The organism is Nostoc sp., from assembly GCF_036919895.1.
GTDB lineage: Bacteria > Cyanobacteriota > Cyanobacteriia > Cyanobacteriales > Nostocaceae > Nostoc.
In genome coordinates, this window is the sequence record NZ_JBALBW010000017.1 from 1 (window position 1) to 16,923 (window position 16,923).

The 16,923-nt window shown below is 41.1% G+C and carries 20 protein-coding genes; 10 read left to right on the plus strand and 10 right to left on the minus strand.

The window, feature by feature from the left end:
- The 4 genes from V7K55_RS02465 to V7K55_RS02480 form a co-directional block, all read left to right on the plus strand.
- On the plus strand, positions 1-168 hold a 168-nt coding region (locus V7K55_RS02465), incomplete at its 5' end, for a dihydroxy-acid dehydratase domain-containing protein (RefSeq protein ID WP_334827926.1).
- 370 nt (positions 169-538) lie between these two features.
- Entirely contained in the window at positions 539-844 is a 306-nt protein-coding gene (locus V7K55_RS02470) for a hypothetical protein (RefSeq protein WP_334827836.1), read from the plus strand.
- A gap of 110 nt (positions 845-954) precedes the next feature.
- Complete coding sequence (locus V7K55_RS02475) at positions 955-2,301, plus strand: GTP-binding protein (protein WP_334827838.1); 1,347 nt, start codon at positions 955-957, stop codon at positions 2,299-2,301.
- 198 nt (positions 2,302-2,499) lie between these two features.
- A complete protein-coding gene (locus V7K55_RS02480; RefSeq protein ID WP_334827840.1) occupies positions 2,500-2,760 on the plus strand; it encodes a Calvin cycle protein CP12 in 261 nt (86 codons plus the stop codon).
- On the opposite strand, the gene V7K55_RS02485 is transcribed toward V7K55_RS02480, so the two are convergent.
- From V7K55_RS02485 to apcB, 4 genes are all read right to left on the minus strand, one after another.
- Positions 2,757-3,575, minus strand: coding sequence for a TlyA family RNA methyltransferase (locus V7K55_RS02485; protein WP_334827842.1), 819 nt, complete (start codon positions 3,573-3,575; stop codon positions 2,757-2,759). The genes V7K55_RS02480 and V7K55_RS02485 overlap by 4 nt on opposite strands.
- Positions 3,576-4,010, minus strand: coding sequence for a DUF29 family protein (locus tag V7K55_RS02490; protein WP_334827844.1), 435 nt, complete (start codon positions 4,008-4,010; stop codon positions 3,576-3,578).
- Positions 4,011-4,030: 20 nt separating this feature from the next.
- Complete coding sequence (locus V7K55_RS02495) at positions 4,031-4,285, minus strand: hypothetical protein (RefSeq protein ID WP_334827846.1); 255 nt, start codon at positions 4,283-4,285, stop codon at positions 4,031-4,033.
- Positions 4,286-4,419: 134 nt separating this feature from the next.
- Entirely contained in the window at positions 4,420-4,929 is a 510-nt protein-coding gene (apcB, locus tag V7K55_RS02500; RefSeq protein WP_334827848.1) for an allophycocyanin subunit beta, read from the minus strand.
- 359 nt (positions 4,930-5,288) lie between these two features.
- On the opposite strand from apcB, the gene glnA reads away from it, so the two are divergent.
- Positions 5,289-6,710, plus strand: a complete 1,422-nt coding sequence (gene glnA / locus V7K55_RS02505; RefSeq protein WP_334827850.1) for a type I glutamate--ammonia ligase — start codon at positions 5,289-5,291, stop codon at positions 6,708-6,710.
- A 121-nt stretch (positions 6,711-6,831) separates the two neighbouring features.
- On the opposite strand, the gene V7K55_RS02510 is transcribed toward glnA, so the two are convergent.
- On the minus strand, positions 6,832-7,032 hold the full coding sequence (locus V7K55_RS02510) for a hypothetical protein (RefSeq protein ID WP_334827852.1): 201 nt from the start codon (positions 7,030-7,032) through the stop codon (positions 6,832-6,834).
- A 201-nt stretch (positions 7,033-7,233) separates the two neighbouring features.
- Here V7K55_RS02510 and V7K55_RS02515 point away from each other — a divergent pair, with 201 nt between their 5' ends.
- Positions 7,234-8,133 carry a ferritin-like domain-containing protein gene (locus V7K55_RS02515; RefSeq protein WP_334827854.1) on the plus strand — a complete coding sequence of 300 codons (900 nt, stop codon included), beginning with the start codon at positions 7,234-7,236 and terminating at the stop codon, positions 8,131-8,133.
- A 762-nt stretch (positions 8,134-8,895) separates the two neighbouring features.
- Here the strand turns inward: V7K55_RS02515 and patX are convergent.
- The 4 genes from patX to V7K55_RS02535 form a co-directional block, all read right to left on the minus strand.
- Positions 8,896-9,123, minus strand: coding sequence for a heterocyst-inhibiting protein PatX (gene patX / locus V7K55_RS02520; RefSeq protein ID WP_334827856.1), 228 nt, complete (start codon positions 9,121-9,123; stop codon positions 8,896-8,898).
- A 107-nt stretch (positions 9,124-9,230) separates the two neighbouring features.
- Entirely contained in the window at positions 9,231-11,000 is a 1,770-nt protein-coding gene (locus V7K55_RS02525) for an FAD-dependent oxidoreductase (protein WP_334827858.1), read from the minus strand.
- A 209-nt stretch (positions 11,001-11,209) separates the two neighbouring features.
- Positions 11,210-11,827 carry a TenA family protein gene (locus V7K55_RS02530; RefSeq protein WP_334827860.1) on the minus strand — a complete coding sequence of 206 codons (618 nt, stop codon included), beginning with the start codon at positions 11,825-11,827 and terminating at the stop codon, positions 11,210-11,212.
- A gap of 42 nt (positions 11,828-11,869) precedes the next feature.
- Positions 11,870-12,640: a pentapeptide repeat-containing protein gene (locus tag V7K55_RS02535; RefSeq protein ID WP_334827862.1), complete on the minus strand. Its 771-nt coding sequence runs from the start codon at positions 12,638-12,640 to the stop codon at positions 11,870-11,872.
- Positions 12,641-12,708: 68 nt separating this feature from the next.
- On the opposite strand from V7K55_RS02535, the gene V7K55_RS02540 reads away from it, so the two are divergent.
- The 3 genes from V7K55_RS02540 (at position 12,709) to V7K55_RS02550 (ending at position 13,564) form a co-directional block, all read left to right on the plus strand.
- On the plus strand, positions 12,709-12,864 hold the full coding sequence (locus tag V7K55_RS02540; RefSeq protein WP_334827864.1) for a hypothetical protein: 156 nt from the start codon (positions 12,709-12,711) through the stop codon (positions 12,862-12,864).
- Between the two features lie 237 nt (positions 12,865-13,101).
- A complete protein-coding gene (locus V7K55_RS02545; protein ID WP_334827866.1) occupies positions 13,102-13,368 on the plus strand; it encodes a type II toxin-antitoxin system HicA family toxin in 267 nt (88 codons plus the stop codon).
- On the plus strand, positions 13,355-13,564 hold the full coding sequence (locus V7K55_RS02550) for a type II toxin-antitoxin system HicB family antitoxin (RefSeq protein ID WP_442949058.1): 210 nt from the start codon (positions 13,355-13,357) through the stop codon (positions 13,562-13,564). Before V7K55_RS02545 ends, V7K55_RS02550 begins: the two co-directional genes overlap by 14 nt.
- A gap of 259 nt (positions 13,565-13,823) precedes the next feature.
- On the opposite strand, the gene V7K55_RS02555 is transcribed toward V7K55_RS02550, so the two are convergent.
- Positions 13,824-14,885 (minus strand): L-histidine N(alpha)-methyltransferase, encoded by a 1,062-nt coding sequence (locus V7K55_RS02555; RefSeq protein WP_334827930.1) that lies wholly within the window; start codon positions 14,883-14,885, stop codon positions 13,824-13,826.
- 183 nt (positions 14,886-15,068) lie between these two features.
- On the opposite strand from V7K55_RS02555, the gene V7K55_RS02560 reads away from it, so the two are divergent.
- Entirely contained in the window at positions 15,069-16,862 is a 1,794-nt protein-coding gene (locus tag V7K55_RS02560; protein WP_334827868.1) for an ABC transporter ATP-binding protein, read from the plus strand.
- Positions 16,863-16,923: the final 61 nt, after the last annotated feature.

Sequence of the window (16,923 nt, forward strand, 5' to 3'; positions counted from 1 at the left end):
GCACCGGCTCGTTTATTGCAGTTGAATATATCCGAATCAGAATTAGCCCGTCGTCGTGCCAATTGGCAACCTCCTGCTCCGCGTTACACTAAAGGTGTGTTGGCGAAATATGCCAAATTGGTATCTTCTAGCAGTCTTGGTGCTGTGACAGATTTAGATTTGTTCTAAATAATGTGAACTACCTACACTGGACTGACAGTACGGTGTAGGCTTCCCAATTCATTCAAAATGCAGATATCCCTAAATTTCCCAGAATTTACCTAAAGGCGAGTGCCAAAACTTCAACATATTTTCATGAAAAATACTTTTTAACGTCCAAAAGTTAAAGCTTCTAAAAAGTAGCCACTTGCACCTTTGACATCAGAGTACATAGCTTCAATAATGTTCTTACGTAAAAATCCGTACTCGTATAGAATTTTTGTTTGATTTATGCTAAACATACTGATAGCTAAAACCCGATCCGGCTAGCTTTCGGTCAGCTTTGCTTTGGCAAATCAAATGAAATTACTATATCAACTGGCATTCATAGGGTTGCATTATGCTTTTCTCGAATTTAACAACTAGGTTAAAAATTAGCTCAAAAAATAATAAAATAGACGCAGATTTTTGGACTAAAACTAATATTGTGCTACTCACTGGATATTTAATCGCTCTCCCCATTTTTACATTAATAACTTTATCCTTATTATTGCCTTTATTCACTGCTAGCTTCTTCGCTTCAATTGGAACCTCGCACTACTCTACATCGATTCCTTGGATAGACGATCCATCTGAGTGCGAACATACCGGCAGAAACTGGCGCGATCGCAAATGTTGGGATAATGAACACAATCCCATGTTCTGAATAGATATCGCACAATTGCCTAATTTGACAAAACAGGCTAACAACCTTGGAATTAGATCAAAATGGATATGTAGCCTGTTGTTTGTCCAACCTTGAATCAACCTAAGTTCGTGCGAAATCTGCAAGAAACCCATTTAAATCGTGCCCGCGCCAGTCTCAGACAAGCCCTGTCTTGGTATGGATATCTTCGCAAATCAGGACAGTTGTCATCTAACCCAGAATTAGCAGGTTTGATGAAACCGGAATTGGAAGCTTTGAACTCCACACTCAAAAAGCTAGACTCTAACGTGATTAGAATTGCTGCTTTTGGTTTGGTGAGTCGTGGTAAATCAGCAGTTTTAAATGCTTTGCTGGGAGATAAAATTCTGCAAACTGGGCCTCTAAATGGTGTTACTCAATGGCCCCGTTCGGTGCGGTGGCAGCCCGGTGGGAAGGTATTAGTAGAATTAATTGATACCCCCGGCTTAGATGAAATTGAGGGTGAGTCACGGGCAGATATGGCACGAGAAGTAGTGCATCAGGCGGATTTGATTTTGTTTGTTGTATCTGGTGATATCACGCGCACTGAGTATCAGGCACTGCTGGAATTAAGGCGATCGCAAAAACCCCTGATTTTAGTATTTAACAAAATAGACCTTTACCCAGATACAGACCGGGGAGCGATTTACCAAAATTTACAACAATTGGGTGCTGGACATCCCGAAGCGAAACCTCTACTACCTGATGAAATTGTGATGGTGGCGGCGGAACCAGCAGTAATGGAAGTCCGGGTTGAGTGGCCTGATGGACGTGTCAGTTATGAATGGGAGACACCACTACCCCAAGTAGACGAACTCAAAGAGACAATTCTGAATATTCTGAATCGGGAAGGGCGATCGCTTCTGGCTTTAAATGCTCTCATCCAAGCACGGGATGCAGAAGCCGCCATCGCTCAAAAAACCATCGAATTACGCGAAAAAGAAGCTGAAAATATCATTTGGCAGTTTACCAAATACAAAGCTTTAGCAGTAATGCTCAATCCCATCGCTTTCTTAGATATCCTTGGCGGAACTGTTGCCGATTTAGCTTTAATTCGCGCTCTCGCTAGATTATATGGTTTGCCGATGACTAGCTATGAAGCTGGGAAAATTTTAAAAACGATTTTATTTAGTTCTGGTGGTTTGCTACTAGGGGAATTAGGTAGTAGTTTTCTTTTGGGTTTAGGTAAAACTACGGCTGCAATAACCAGTGGTGATAATCCCAGCAATATTACTGCTTTTGCTGGCAGTGCGATCGCTCAAGCTGGTATCGCCGGTTATGGTGCATATTCAGTTGGCAAAGCCGCCCAAGTCTATCTCGAAAAAGGCTGCACTTGGGGACAGTTGGGCGCTAGCAGCGTCATTCAAGAAATTTTATCTCAAGTCGATCAGAATACAATTCTGTATCGCTTGCGACAAGAGCTAGGCATAAAGTATTGATAATAAATAAGTTTTATTAAGTATTTGTTACCGTTTACAAGTGTTTATGAACTTCTATCAAACTCCTCTGACAATTGACTGACATTCTGAATTTGGGATGCAAGATTAAGGGAACAGGTTACAGGGAACAGGCTATAGGAAATAAAACTATTCCCTATCCCCTAATATCTATCTGTATAAATTAAAGGTGAAAGGATCATGACAACTACCTTAAACTCATTTGAAACTGCTGGGGCGGCAAATATTGAAGAAGCGATTACTGAAGCCATTAGTGAAGCGCGGACAACTTGTGAGCTAGATGGTAGTAATTCTGCGGGTTGTGCCGTAGCTTGGGACATTGTGGAAGAATTGCAAGCTGAGAAAGCCGATCAACAGCGAGCAAAATTAAAGAAAACCTCTTTGGAAAATTATTGCGATCGCCATCCAGCTTCTGTAGAATGTCTAATCTACGACGTTTAACTTTTCCGTAAATCAGTTATTGCTGATTGCGTTATTTGCTTAATCGCCTCTAAATCAGGTGATGGTGTTTCACTTTCCATTCTCAACCACAAAAGATATTCGATATTCCCAGCCGGGCCAGTGATCGGCGACCAAGTTAAGCCTTTGTATTTCCATCCTAATTCATGGGCTGTTTGCAACACCTGGAAAATAGCATCAGCTTGGTCGTTTGGATCTCGCACAACGCCTTTTTTACCCACACGGGATCTGCCAACTTCAAATTGTGGCTTGACTAACAACACAGCTTCTCGGTTAGCTTGAGTTAGTTGCCACAAAGCAGGTAGAATTTTAGTTAAAGAAATAAACGATACATCAACTACCGCCAAATCAGGAATCGGGTCATTTTCGCCATATAACTCATCTGGTCGTAGTTGCCGTAAATTGGTGCGTTCCCGCAAAATCACCCGCGAATCATTTCGCAATCGCCAGTCAACTTGTCCGTAACCGACATCAATACCGTAAACTTTTTTAGCTCCAGCTTGCAAGAGACAATCAGTAAAACCACCAGTAGAAATCCCACCATCTAAACAAATGCGCTCTACTACAGGAATGGCAAATACTGACAAAGCTTTGGAAAGTTTTTCACCGCCTCTAGAAACAAAAGGCGATCGCTCTTTAATATTTATTTGAGCCGAAATATCAACTTCTGTACCAGCTTTATCAACTAACTGCTGATTAACAGTAACTTCCCCCGCCTGAATTAACCGTTGTGCTAGGGCGCGAGAAGAACATAAATTTCGCTCTACTAATAGTGTATCGAGTCGCTGTTTAGCCAATTAACTTGATTCTCCTGGTAAAATTAAAGCCAAAGCAAGATTGATGATTTCTTCTTGGTGAACCAGCTTTTCTAATTCTTCGGCTTCATAACGACCTTCTTCTACTTCTAAGGAAGCCTCATCAATGGCATTTAAATAGGCTTCTGCTAAGATTTCTAACAATTCTTCTGGCGCGAGATAATAGCCTCCAGCTTTACGCCGCTTATTTTCTCGTTGAATTTCCCGAACCGAATTCCGAATTGAGACTTCCCAAGAGCGAGCCGTGCGATTTTCAGCTTGTTGTTTAATCAGATTTAACAGCAAAATTACTGCATAGCTACGAATCGTTTTGATAATGTGATTTCGGCTCATTTCCTCTAATTCTTCAACTATAATCAATGCTCCTTGAACATCGCCCTTAACAAGCAAGTCTTTCAGGGTTAATAATTCCTCCATAATCAGTGCCTTAAACCTCGCTAACTTCTATTGTGGCGGTTCTGGTGCGATCGCAGTTTTCTTAAGTCCACCCCGCATTTCCTTACATCAATGTCTTTAAAATTATGCTCTATTTCGTCTTTTTTATAGGCTGGATTTTGAGGAAAAACTAATGAACCTGGTACTAATACATCAATTACTGGAGGGTCTAAAACATTAAAACGAGTTGGTTTAAGATTTCCTCCTATCCAAACAGGTTGAAGTCTCGTTGTACTACTAATTAATGTGTCAGACAATAAATAGTTTATTCTTTTGTATTAAGAAAAGTAAACGCACCTTGCCAGTCAAGCCAAAGTGCGATATTTGTTAATTCCACTTATGCGAACTTTGTTTGTATAGTTCCGCGATTCTTAGCCACCAGAGCTAGATGCTAAATATCGATCTCGCTCAACTCGCGTGTGATGTGATCGAATGGTTCATCTACAAAAGCAGTATTAACCACACCTGCTGCTGCTACTTGCTCCTTAATCAGATCCTTGAGAATTTGGATACCGCGAACGGTAGGCCCAATAGGCACTCCTAACGAATTGTAAGTTTCCCGCAGTCCTTGCAGCACACGCTCATCCAATACATTTGTATTCCCAGCAACCAGCGCATAGGTGGCGTAGCGAAGATAGTAGTCCATATCCCGCAGACAAGCCGCATAGCGACGAGTTGTATAGGAATTTCCGCCAGGACGAATCAATTCTGGCAGTTCTTCATATAACTTCAAAGCAGCTTGCTTAACAAGTCCAGCCGCATTAGAATTTATTGCCGCCGCCGCTTGTACTCTTGCTGTACCACTGTCAAAGTAAGACTTTAGGCTATCGATCGCATTCCGGTCAAAATACCGACCAGCTAAGTCATAATTCTTAATTAAACTTGTTACCGCATCGCGCATTCTTTTTTCTCCCAATCTTGCTATTTATGGTTTGATATTTATTTGGCTGCACTTACGCACCAGCAAATTTTTGTGCTATTTAAAATAGATTTGGCACAAAAACAATCTATCCACTATTTAAGGATTCTATGCCAAAGTTGACCCATATATGATGAACTTTCCAGTTTTGTACAGATGATTGCTGAAAGGTTAATATAACCTGTAATCCAGATATCTGTAGCACAGGCTACAAAATCCCCTAATGTCTAGTATTTAAGATATTTCTGGTGTGTCACGGCTTGATTGAGATCAGCAGGGTTAGGATGCTTTGGAAGAAAGATTCTGGTTTACTTTAGGAAATTGGTAGAGAAGGAGTAACAATGACTACACCAAAAGAACTCTTGAAGAAAATTCAAGATGAAAAAATTGAACTGATTGATCTCAAATTCATCGATACAGTAGGAACTTGGCAGCACCTCACACTGTACCAGAACCAAATCGATGAGACTGCGTTCACTGATGGCGTACCTTTTGACGGTTCCAGCATTCGCGGTTGGAAAGCGATCAACGAATCAGACATGACGATGGTACTCGACCCCAACACAGCTTGGATCGACCCATTCATGGAAGTGCCAACGCTAAGTATAATTTGTAGTATTAAAGACCCCCGCACAGGTGAACCGTATAACCGTTGCCCCCGCGTTATTGCCCAGAAAGCAATAGATTACCTGGTTTCCACTGGTCTTGGTGACACAGCGTTCTTTGGCCCTGAAGCTGAGTTCTTTATCTTTGACAGTGCTAGGTTTGCACAAACTGCTAACGAAGGCTACTACTTTTTAGATTCCGAAGAAGGTGCTTGGAATTCTGGGAAAGAGGGTACAGCCGAAAAACCCAACTTGGCTTACAAACCACGCTTCAAAGAAGGTTATTTCCCTGTTTCACCAACAGATTCTTCCCAAGATATGCGGACAGAAATGCTGTTGATGATGGCAAAATTAGGTGTACCTATTGAAAAGCATCACCATGAAGTAGCTACTGGTGGTCAGTGCGAACTAGGTTTCAAATTTGGGAAGTTAATCGAAGCGGCTGACTGGTTGATGATTTACAAATATGTCATCAAGAACGTTGCTAAGAAATATGGCAAAACCGTCACCTTCATGCCAAAACCAATTTTTGGCGATAACGGTTCAGGAATGCACTGTCACCAGTCGATTTGGAAAGGTGGACAACCTCTGTTCGCAGGTGATAAGTATGCTGGTTTGAGCGATATGGCGTTGTACTACATTGGTGGTCTTCTCAAACACGCACCAGCGCTGTTAGCAATTACCAACCCTAGCACCAACTCATACAAGCGCTTAGTACCTGGTTATGAAGCTCCTGTTAACTTGGCTTACTCCGAAGGGAACCGTTCTGCTTCTATCCGTATTCCTCTATCTGGTAAGAACCCCAAAGCCAAGCGTTTAGAATTCCGTTGTCCAGATGCTACATCTAACCCCTACTTGGCATTTGCTGCAATGCTTTGTGCTGGTCTTGATGGCATCAAAAACAAAATACATCCTGGTGAACCCTTAGATAAGAATATCTATGAACTCTCCCCAGAGGAGCTTGCAAAGGTTCCGTCAACTCCAAGTTCTTTAGAACTGGCATTGCAAGCACTAGAAAACGATCACGCTTTCTTGACAGAATCAGGCGTATTCACGGAAGACTTTATCGAAAATTGGATTGACTACAAGCTTAACGAAGCCAAGCAGTTGCAACTGCGTCCTCATCCCTACGAGTTTTACCTCTACTACGATGCTTAATTAAGAGTCGTATCTAACTAAAAAATAATAAGTTTTGCCACCCTAAAGAGAGGGTGGCTTTTTTTTCAGAGTTGTCAGTTGAGACATTCACTCAAAAAATCTAGCTTATAATTCCTGAAACTTAGCTCATGGAAGCGTGGCTGGGGCCATAAATCATCCGAGTGTTAGCATCTACCTTCCCTTGAATCGGATTCCAGTAGTTAGATGCTTCTTCAGGAAGACCAAGTTCTTGTGCAGCCCGCATCAGTATTGATTGTTGGCGATTCTTGACTTGCTGATGTTCACGCACCATTAATGCACGAGATTTATCTGCAATAGACATAACCATAGTCCTCTCTATTTGGTGAATATATAATTTTTGTTTTCTCACAAGAGTAATATAACAATAATTCTGTAACATAAGCTACTTTTTACATAAATTTATATTTACTTTTGCTGACAATAGTCCAATTCATGGCACAAATACAGCATTTGCAAAGTAAGTTACGATCAAATATATAATTTACAAAAATTTACATAATTTATGACAGTTACCTACCCACGTAAATTTCAGAATGTTTTAGGTGCTAGAGAGATATTGAAACGGGTGGTATGCGATCGCGAAATCCATTTAATTACCCTCAACCGCTACCGTTACAGCGAACAACGCAGTTGCAAAGACCTGACTGACCTAATTGAACAACTGAATGGACAGCCACCAGAACTGGTGCGGGATTTGTCTCATCACATCTCAGATGAAGCTCGTCATGCCATGTGGCTAACTGACTTGTTGGTAGACCTGGGAGCAGATATCGGTAAGCCGCCTGGTTCCTCTTATATCAATGAATTTGAACGCCTGCTAGACCACGAACAACAAGATCCAGTCCAAGAACTCGAAGATTTTGTGATTTCTTCCCTTGCGGCAATTAACGCCACCGAAAAACGAGGTTGTGAGTATTTTTCTGCCCACATTTATGCACTTAAGCAAGCACCACAGACAGAAGAAAACATCAAAATTCGGGAAACCATTGAAAAAATTCTCCCAGAGGAAGCAGGACATGTCCGTTGGGGTAATCGTTGGCTAGGAGAACTCGCGCGTAAGAGTCCAGAACATCAGCAAAAAGTAGAGCAAGCCAAGCGAAAATATACCGCAATTGAACAAGCGGCATTTGAATCAGGAATGGATATTACCTTGGGTGCAGAACTACGACGAGTTGCCAACCTAGTAGAAGTGGCAAATACTATGCCGCTTTGGCAACGTCCCCAGTATCTAATGGAACGCTTACCCCAGACTTTGTTAGCTCCTGAGTTGCAATTTACTAGGATTCAGGCTGCACAAAAGGCTTGGCAGCGCGATCCTCAGATGTTTATCGAGAAGTTTGTGCCGATGTTCCTCACCGGTATCCAGAAAACAGAAAATAACCGCAAGAAAACAAAAGTGTAAAGGGTATTGGGAATTGGGCATGGGTTATTTCTTTAATTTCCTTTGTCTCTATTCCCTTTTCTTTAAGTAAAATTCATCAAAAAAGAATTTAAAAAGGCCAAATGCAAAATTTTGCATTTGGTCTTGGGTGTAAAATAATTAAGTGAGTAAGATAATCTATTGAGTTATCAGATACTTCTTAATATCTACTTATGTTGGTAGCCATTTGTGAGCAAAAGAACCAGAGTGGAAGATTGGGTCATAAATAGTAATATATGTTGCTAAGTGCAATCAACTTATACTACTTGTGCGAATCTATCTTCTAGATAAGCTCAAATGAAATAGTTGCTCATATAGAAACCAGCTACTCAATGAATAAGAAGAAAACCTGTTGGGGAATAAAGTGAAGTTGCTTTAATACTGTTTCTTCAACAAGCAAAATGTCTAAATTAGATGTGCTTTAGATTAACTGATAGCCAAAGTAACATCTATTTTTAGAGTCGTTGAGGATTGAGACGCAGAGCTTCCCAGGAATATGAGCATTTGAGGAGTTGTTAATGCTGTTGATCGAGGCACTTCATTTGATTTGCGTTTTGATCGTCAGGACTAACACCAACTTATGATATACAAAGCTTGCAGTTGAAATACTAAGCGATCGCTGAAGATTTTCGTGTGTCAACTGTATATATCTCTGCCAGAAAAACTGTGTGAAAAATGTTAACACAACAACGTGTTTTCTGGTAACTTGGTTCTTTTGGAAAAAGAGGCATTATCCTACGGTAGTTAAACCACAACATAGGTAATTCCGAATTTTTGCGTTACTTCCCTACGCCCACTACCGCGATGACGTGGCGCATCATCTGGATTTTGTTCAGATGCTGCCGAGAGCCACTGTTCCGAAACAGGCGTGGAAAGTAGCCCAGTTGATAAGTGATTGACCATTGCTTGGCAGTTAGAAGCTAAGGGGCCGAACACCAGACTCGATACTAAAAGTGAAATGGCAGCACGCATAGCAAATGTCTATTTTGGAACTCTCCACTTCACTGATACTTAGCTTTTTGATTAATATCCGGACAATTCATCAAAAAGTATTCTGTTTTACTGAAAATAAACTCTTTTTATCCTCCGTTTAAATGTTCGACTAATAACCAATTACCAAAGTGGTTGTAACGACCCCACAATGTAACTAATTGTTGGTGAGGATAAGCGCTTAATTGCTCGTCAATATGCGATCGCAAAGTCACAAGCTGCCAATTTTGCCCTTGATATGCAGCTGGTGCTGTTACCGCAAATCTGTATTCCTGCCGATCCAAACGGGAGAAAATGCCTTTGAAACAGTTACTTTCCCGAATTAATGCCTTGTCAAAAGCAGAGTCAGGGTACTCATTCTCCGATGGGCAAGGGCAATAACCACTATCTGGATAGGCTTGTGGGTTATTTAAGTAATACAGTTGCCAGTGCAGCCAATCCGAACGATTGGGTGGAAGATTAAATAAAGGAATAATTGCTGTTTTTGAGCGATTATCTGCTAATAAAGCTGTTTGCAGCGCCCGAATAGGTAAATGCCTCGGCTGGCAGTTTAACTCAACACACATCGCTGCCGCCATCCCTGCTGCTTGACCAATGCCCATAACCACAGGTTGTAATCTGGTGGCCCCATTGGCAATGTGGGAGACAGAAATGTTCTTTTCACAAACCAAGAAACCATCTGTAGTGGCTGGAATTAGGGAGTTGTAAGGAATTGTAAAGGGAGTTCCAGTCCAACGTCCGCCCCAACGGATAGATTTTGGTTGCAGTGAGAATTGAACACCAGGATAATGATGGTCATTAGCGTAGTTACCAACTGCGATCGCATCATTAAATATAGATGCAACTCTCCCTTCAGCGATCGGCAAAATATCCTGTTCTCGGACAGTAGTTAGCCCCACTAAGCGGCGGCTTTCGCGGTAATAAGGATGCAGTGCAAAAGCTGTAGAAGTGTGAGGAAATACTTTTTCTGCTAAACCATAGCGGCGACCAAGCTGATTTTGGATAAAATGGGCAAAATTTTGACTGTGCCAGCGAGATTCTTGGATAAATTCACCTCTGGACACATCTGACTCTATCAGCCGCCCTAATCCTTGGCCGTAGTCATTGCCACAGATTGGCCAATTAATCATGAATTGCCCACCAGGTAAACGTCCATAATTCAAAAATGTCTCTGCTCCATAACTATCCCAAGCGCCTGTAAACTCTGAAGGATCATAGTTAGGGGCAGCCGGAATTTCTGGAGACATCGCATCACCAAAATCTTGCATAATTACTACATGAGTAGGCGCTTGTACCGGATATTTCTTGGTGAAAGAGTTAAAATCCACTGGGGCGCTGGGTTCTCCCCATTCAGATTGCAATTCCCAGCCCCAACGGTAAGGTATCTCAGCTAAAGCTAATAAATCTCCCAATTCTGTGCCGTCGAGAATAATTTTGGCTGTGACAGCAAAATCAGCAAAGCGCACACCAGTAATAGAATTACCTTGGCGGAACACATCTATTGGCACTTGTCCAAAAATCCAGTGCAGATTTGGCAATTCCTGCACCCAATTGGCAAAAATCTCCGCCCCAATTCGAGGATCGTAACTAAAAAAGCTTACCCAACTGTTATCTAATCCTCCGGGCTGTCGTTGTCGCAATTCCTGCAAAAACGCACCCCATAACCCCGTTTGAAAAGCTTCTAATTCGTTACCATCGGGTGCAGATACTCCAGCTGAAGTTAGCATTCCCCCCAACCAAGAAAATTCACTTACCAGAATCGTTTTGGCTCCCCGTCGCGCTGCTTGGATAGCAGCCGCAGTGCCTCCGGTTCCACCACCGACAACTAAGACATCAGCTGTGTATGTCTGATTAACCATTGCTTAATTTAGACAGGACTTAGGCAAAAAATAACCCAAACCTTGATTTTCTGGTAGGGGTAATATCCTGCGGGAAGCCATTTTGCGTAAGTCCTAAAAATACTCAGAACCTTTTTAATAGAAATGATGATTGTGGGTGAGGAGACGAGGTGTATATATTCAAGAATTTGTCTAGACTATTTTTAAGCAGATGATAACAGCAGTTTTCGCTACTCCCACGCAGCCTGAAAAAAATCGCGTTCGCAAAACATAGCATAACGATAGGTTGAATGCACAACAGAATTGGTAGTGGCATAATTGTCAACAAAACTTTCTAATTGTTGTGTTAATAGTTGAAATTCTGCGCTCCTGTAAGTACAAATCCAGTCTGCATATTGATGATTAGGAATACCATTACGAGCTAATTGTTCTCCCAAAAAGGTATACAAACGCATACAGGGAGACATCGCCGCCGCAGTTAAACCCACATCTCCACTCCAAGCAGTTGCTAACAAAAAGTCAGTATAGCGGCGGGTGGCGGTTCCAGGTTCCACAGAATGCAAATTGACTCCCCATTGAGAAGCATAGCCACTATGCAGCCCCAGTTCTTCTAAAACTCCACTAGCTAAGTTATGAAACGTGGTGAAACCTAACCAGTCTGGTGCTTTAGCTGCGGCGATACTGTACGCACGGGCAAAAGCTTCTAAGAAAAAAGCATCTTGCCCTACGTAGTAAGCAAATTTCACCGGCTCAAGAGTACCATCGCCAATGCCTCGAACGAAAGGATGCTCTAAGCAAGCTTGAGCTAAGTCTTGATTTACTACCCATAATTCATTAGATAAAGTCATTTGTCGTTTGTCATTTGTTTTATCCTCTCAAAAAGGAAACACTTAAAAAGGGAAGAACTGGAGTAAGACTGAGCCAAGACTTCCCAAAAAGTCAACGAAACTGGGACTACCAGTGCTTACTTGATCGTTTACGGGTGTTTTCAGTTCTTTAATAAAAGCCTGGGCTGTTTGTGTTCCAGGGGTATTGTTTTGAGATGTAAACAACTTTTCAGCAACTTGGGCATCTTGGAATGCACCTTGTCTATCTAGTATTTGGTAACGGGCGACACCACGAGCTAAATAAGCGCCTGCAAATTCTGGTTTAATAGCGATCGCTTGATTAAAATAACCGATTGCTTGCTGTTGGTTGCCTTTTTGCCCTTCTGCTATGCCTAAAGCATAAAATTCATCTGGTGAAGCAATTTGTGATGGGATACCAACTGCACCTTGGAAGTTAGCACCATTTAGGTAAGCACCTTTCATTTCTGCATTTGCTAGATAGGTATTTCTCAAATCAGTACCCGCCAAATTTGCCCCACTAAATTTAGCTTCGCTGAGATTAACACCAAATAAACTAGCGCCACTCAAGTTTGCACCTCGCAAATCTGCGCCGCTCAAGTTTGCACGACTGAGGTTAGCACCTGTGAGATTAGCACCGCTCAAATTGGCTCCAGATAAGTCAGCCATCACTAAACCTGCATTAGTCAAATCACAGTTTTGACATTGTTTGGTTGCCAATAATTGTCTAACATGTTCAGAATTTGCCGCTTGTACGCTTGTTGTCAAACTAATGGTGGTTAAAAATACGGCTGCACCGAGAATTTGGTTCTTCATATTCGCGTAATATTTATTACTCAATATTCAATACTAACTGAGACGGATTTATACCTCAGCATTATGATATGAGCAATCTCAAGAATTTGACCTCTGTAGTTACCTATATTACTTGTAAGTTTGAGTATAGTGCTTACAGGTTGGGTTTAATACACCGTGTTGACCAGGCTATACCTTCTGGTGCGTCTGCTAGGCGATCGCATTTCCGCATTGTAGAGGAATAACCAAGCTATCAATGTCAAGCACAATGATGCATCTATAGGATAGTCAAAACTGAGGTAACAACACTAAAGTCTGTGCAAAATATCGTTTTAAATCAAGCATCTCTAATATCCAAATAATGAGGATTTTCTTTAATCAAGTAAATCAGTGAAGCCGTGGTAAAAAGATAAATTTGCTCTTGGATGTCCTGATTTTATATAAATATGAGACTATAGAAACATTAAAGCAGTTAGAAAAACGTGAGTCAGCAAGACAAACTCTTAGAAAAAATTCTCTCTGGGACTTCTGATACAGATATCCCTTTCGCCCAACTGTGGCAACTCTTATATACACTAGGCTTTGACGAACGGATTCGTGGCGATAATCGCATTTTTGTCAAAGCCGATGTTGAGGAAATATTAAACCTGCAACAGAAGAGAGGAAAAGCCAAAAGCTATCAAATTAAACAAGTTCGTGCAGTGATTATCAAATATAAGCTAGGAAGTAAAAATAATGTTTCGCTATGAAATTATTCTCTATTGGAGTGAACTAGATCAAGCCTTTATTGCAGAAGTACCAGAATTATCAGGTTGTGCTGCTGACGGTGATACTTATCAAGAAGCCTTGCATAATGTAGAATTAGTTATGCAGCAATGGATAGAAACAGCTAAGGATTTAGGACGTTTGGTTCCTCAACCTAGACCGCGTTTGATGTATATATAATTGACTCGCCAACTAAGTCAAACTGAGTTTTTAGTATCATCAGAAATATTTGGCACTATCTACCATAATCGTATCTATAGGACTCATCTTTGATTTTTGAAATACCCGTAGGGTGCGTTAGCTTTGGCGTAACGAACCCTACACATACTTAGAATTTTTCAAAAATAAAATACTATTCCTATATAGCAGTTCTAAATCATTCGTGAAAACTTAGATACCCGACTTATTTAATAAATCGGGTATTGTGTATTTGAAAATGTTAGTTACTGGCAACCTTACAAATTACCATAATATGTGATTTGTATTTGTCGGTACTATATTGAATAAGTTCTAATCCAGAACGTTCTAGTTCTTGCAAAAGTTGGGGGATTTCATATTTATGATGTCGCCAAATAGTAATTTCTTCCCCTTCAGAAATTTCAATATTTTTATCTATCCCCATCCGACTAAAATTTATAGTGTAATCATGATGGAATCTCATATTGGCAACTATGCTATCGGTTTTCAAATCATACTTTCTCACCAATTCACAATCTTCAGACTTAATCCCAATCTTATTTTTAACCCATCCATATATTTCTTCTACATGATACTTGCAGCCACCTCTGACGTTTCCATTCCATGTAGAGTTAGAGCCAATCTCATTAGTGAACACCAATAAATCATTTTTTTCCATGCTGTCTCTAAAGTTTTTGAATACCTCGTCTCTATTTTGATGGTTTCCAATAGTGACACCTAAATGTAAGAATATTTTTGCTTTATTATCAATTTCAAGACTAGCTTGATTTTGAAATAAAACTTTGGGTACACAACTATTTTCTATATCAATTGTAGAACTGATAAACTCAACTCTTGGAAACCATTTTTTGAAATTATCTCTGGAGACCTGAAGCAATTCTTCACTAATATCCAAGGCAACATATTTATTTACTTTTCCTAACTCATTCAGTCCTAGAATAAACTTTTTAGCTGGATATGAATTACCTGCGCCAACGTCTATAATATTTACTCTTTCACCAGCTTTAATATTGTCATCAATGTATTTAAAGTTATCTTTTAAAAGGTCAATTTCTACATTTGCTCTTCGATACCATCTGGGAATAACATATTTCAAATAAAAGTCGTCCCATATTTTTGCACCTCTACCTTTATAAGAATACTTTAGAGGTATTTCTCGTTTGACTTCTAATGCATTAATTATCCCTAAAATTTCTTCTTCAGAAAAAATAGAGTAGAACTCAGAACTTGGCTTTGCTGTGCGACTGATAGCAGTTGACATATCTGAGGGAAGTTGGGAATCGCTATAAAAATTTTGAGCCATTATTCTTGTTCTTTGGTATTCAAATGGACTAGCCGCAATGCTTGCCAAAGACGTATTTTCCCATGCCTCTGTCCCCAAATTTAGAATTGTCACCACAAATAGATTCCATATTCGCCATTGACCAGTTGTTTTTTTACAATCAAAGTGCGAGATAATTTTCCAAAGATACAGGGGTGCATTTAAGTGGTTCAGCAACCAGAACTCCGAGAAACTTCGTCGATACAGTCGATGCAGCGTGTGCTTAAGAGTTTAAGCACTTACCGATGGACTTCGCTAGGAGCATTGGTCAGCCTGTTGCTGTTGACGATCGCAAATGCCGTTACCCCCCAACTATTTAGATGGGGAATCGATCAAGGTATTAGCCAAAACAACCTCCAAATTGTGCTATATAGCGCCGCCTGGATGGTACTCGCCGCGATCGCTCGTGGTTTATTTAACTTTGGACAAAGCTATTTGGCAGAAGCCGCATCTCAAGGTGTAGCTTATGACCTGCGAAACAAGATTTTCAGCAAAATTCAAAATCTCAGTTTCAGCTATCACGACCAGGCGCAGACTTCCCAACTGTTAACCCGTGTCACCAGCGATATTGAGCAGATCCGTACCTTTGTGGGAACTAGTTTAATTCAGGTCATTGGTGGAATTGTCACACTGGTGACTATTGCGGTAGTTTTGCTGGTGATGAATTGGGAACTAGCACTAATTACCCTAACAGCAGTACCCATATCAGCATGGTTGATGGCACAATTTGTCGGTCGCAATAATAAACTTTTTCGGCAAGTCCAAGAGCAACTGAGCGACCTTAATGCCGTATTACAAGAGAACTTGCTAGGAATACGGGTAGTGAAAGCCTTTGTGCGGGAATCAGCCGAAAGGTCGCGTTACACGACCCTAAATGATGGTTTAGTGAAGGCAAACATGAAGACCATTAACGCCATCCACAATACCTTCCCGTTTATTTTTTTGCTGAGTAACTTGGTAACACTGGCAGTTTTCGGCTATGGGGGAGCGCAGGTGATTGGGCGTAGGTTCTCCATTGGCGAACTGGTGGCGTTTAATTCCTACTTAGCATTGATTCTCCAACCGATTTTGTTGATTGGATTTGCTGCACCTGCGATCGCTCAATCAGCTGCTTCTGCGGAACGAGTTTATGAAGTTGTTGATGCTGAGGTAGAAATCCGCGATTGTCCCGGTGCTGTGCCATTTGAAACCTGCGGTGGGAGAATCACCTTTGAAAATGTTTCCTTTCGCTATCCGGGAGCCAGTAACGAAGCTCTCAAAGAAGTTTCCTTTGAAACCAAACCCAACGAACTAATCGCCGTTCTAGGGATGACTGGTTCCGGGAAAAGCACAATTATGAACTTAATTCCCCGCTTTTATGATGTCACCGGGGGAGCAGTTCGCATTGACGGAAGAGATGTAAAAAGTTTTACACTTAAAAGCCTACGATCGCGAATTGGCATTGTATTTCAAGAAACCACTCTTTTCTCTGGCACACTCCGCGAAAATATTGCCTACGCCAAACCCAATGCAACCCTAGAGCAAGTAATTGAGGTTGCAAAAACCGCCCAAATGCACGATTTTATTATCAGTCTACCCGATGGTTACGAGACGATTGTGGGCGAACGGGGTGTGGGTTTATCTGGTGGACAAAAACAAAGAATTGCGATCGCTCGTACCTTACTAACCGATTACAGCATTCTGATTTTAGACGATAGCACTTCAGCCGTAGATGCCGCTACTGCTGCCCATATTCAAGCCGAACTAGATGGCTTAATGCGCCAAAAAACTTGCACAACTTTTGTAGTAGCTCAACGTATTAGCACCGTTAAGAATGCCGATCGCATTTTTCTAGTTGATAAAGGCCGATTGGTAGCTCAAGGGACTCACGAGGAATTGATGGAAACCAGCCCTCTCTACGGTGTGATTTTGGAATCTCAGGTAAAGACGAAACAAAAAAACGATCCCAAACTAACGTAAATAGCATCGCTTGAGATTTTTATAACAGCCTTGTAATCCAAAATTCAAAATCTAAAATTGC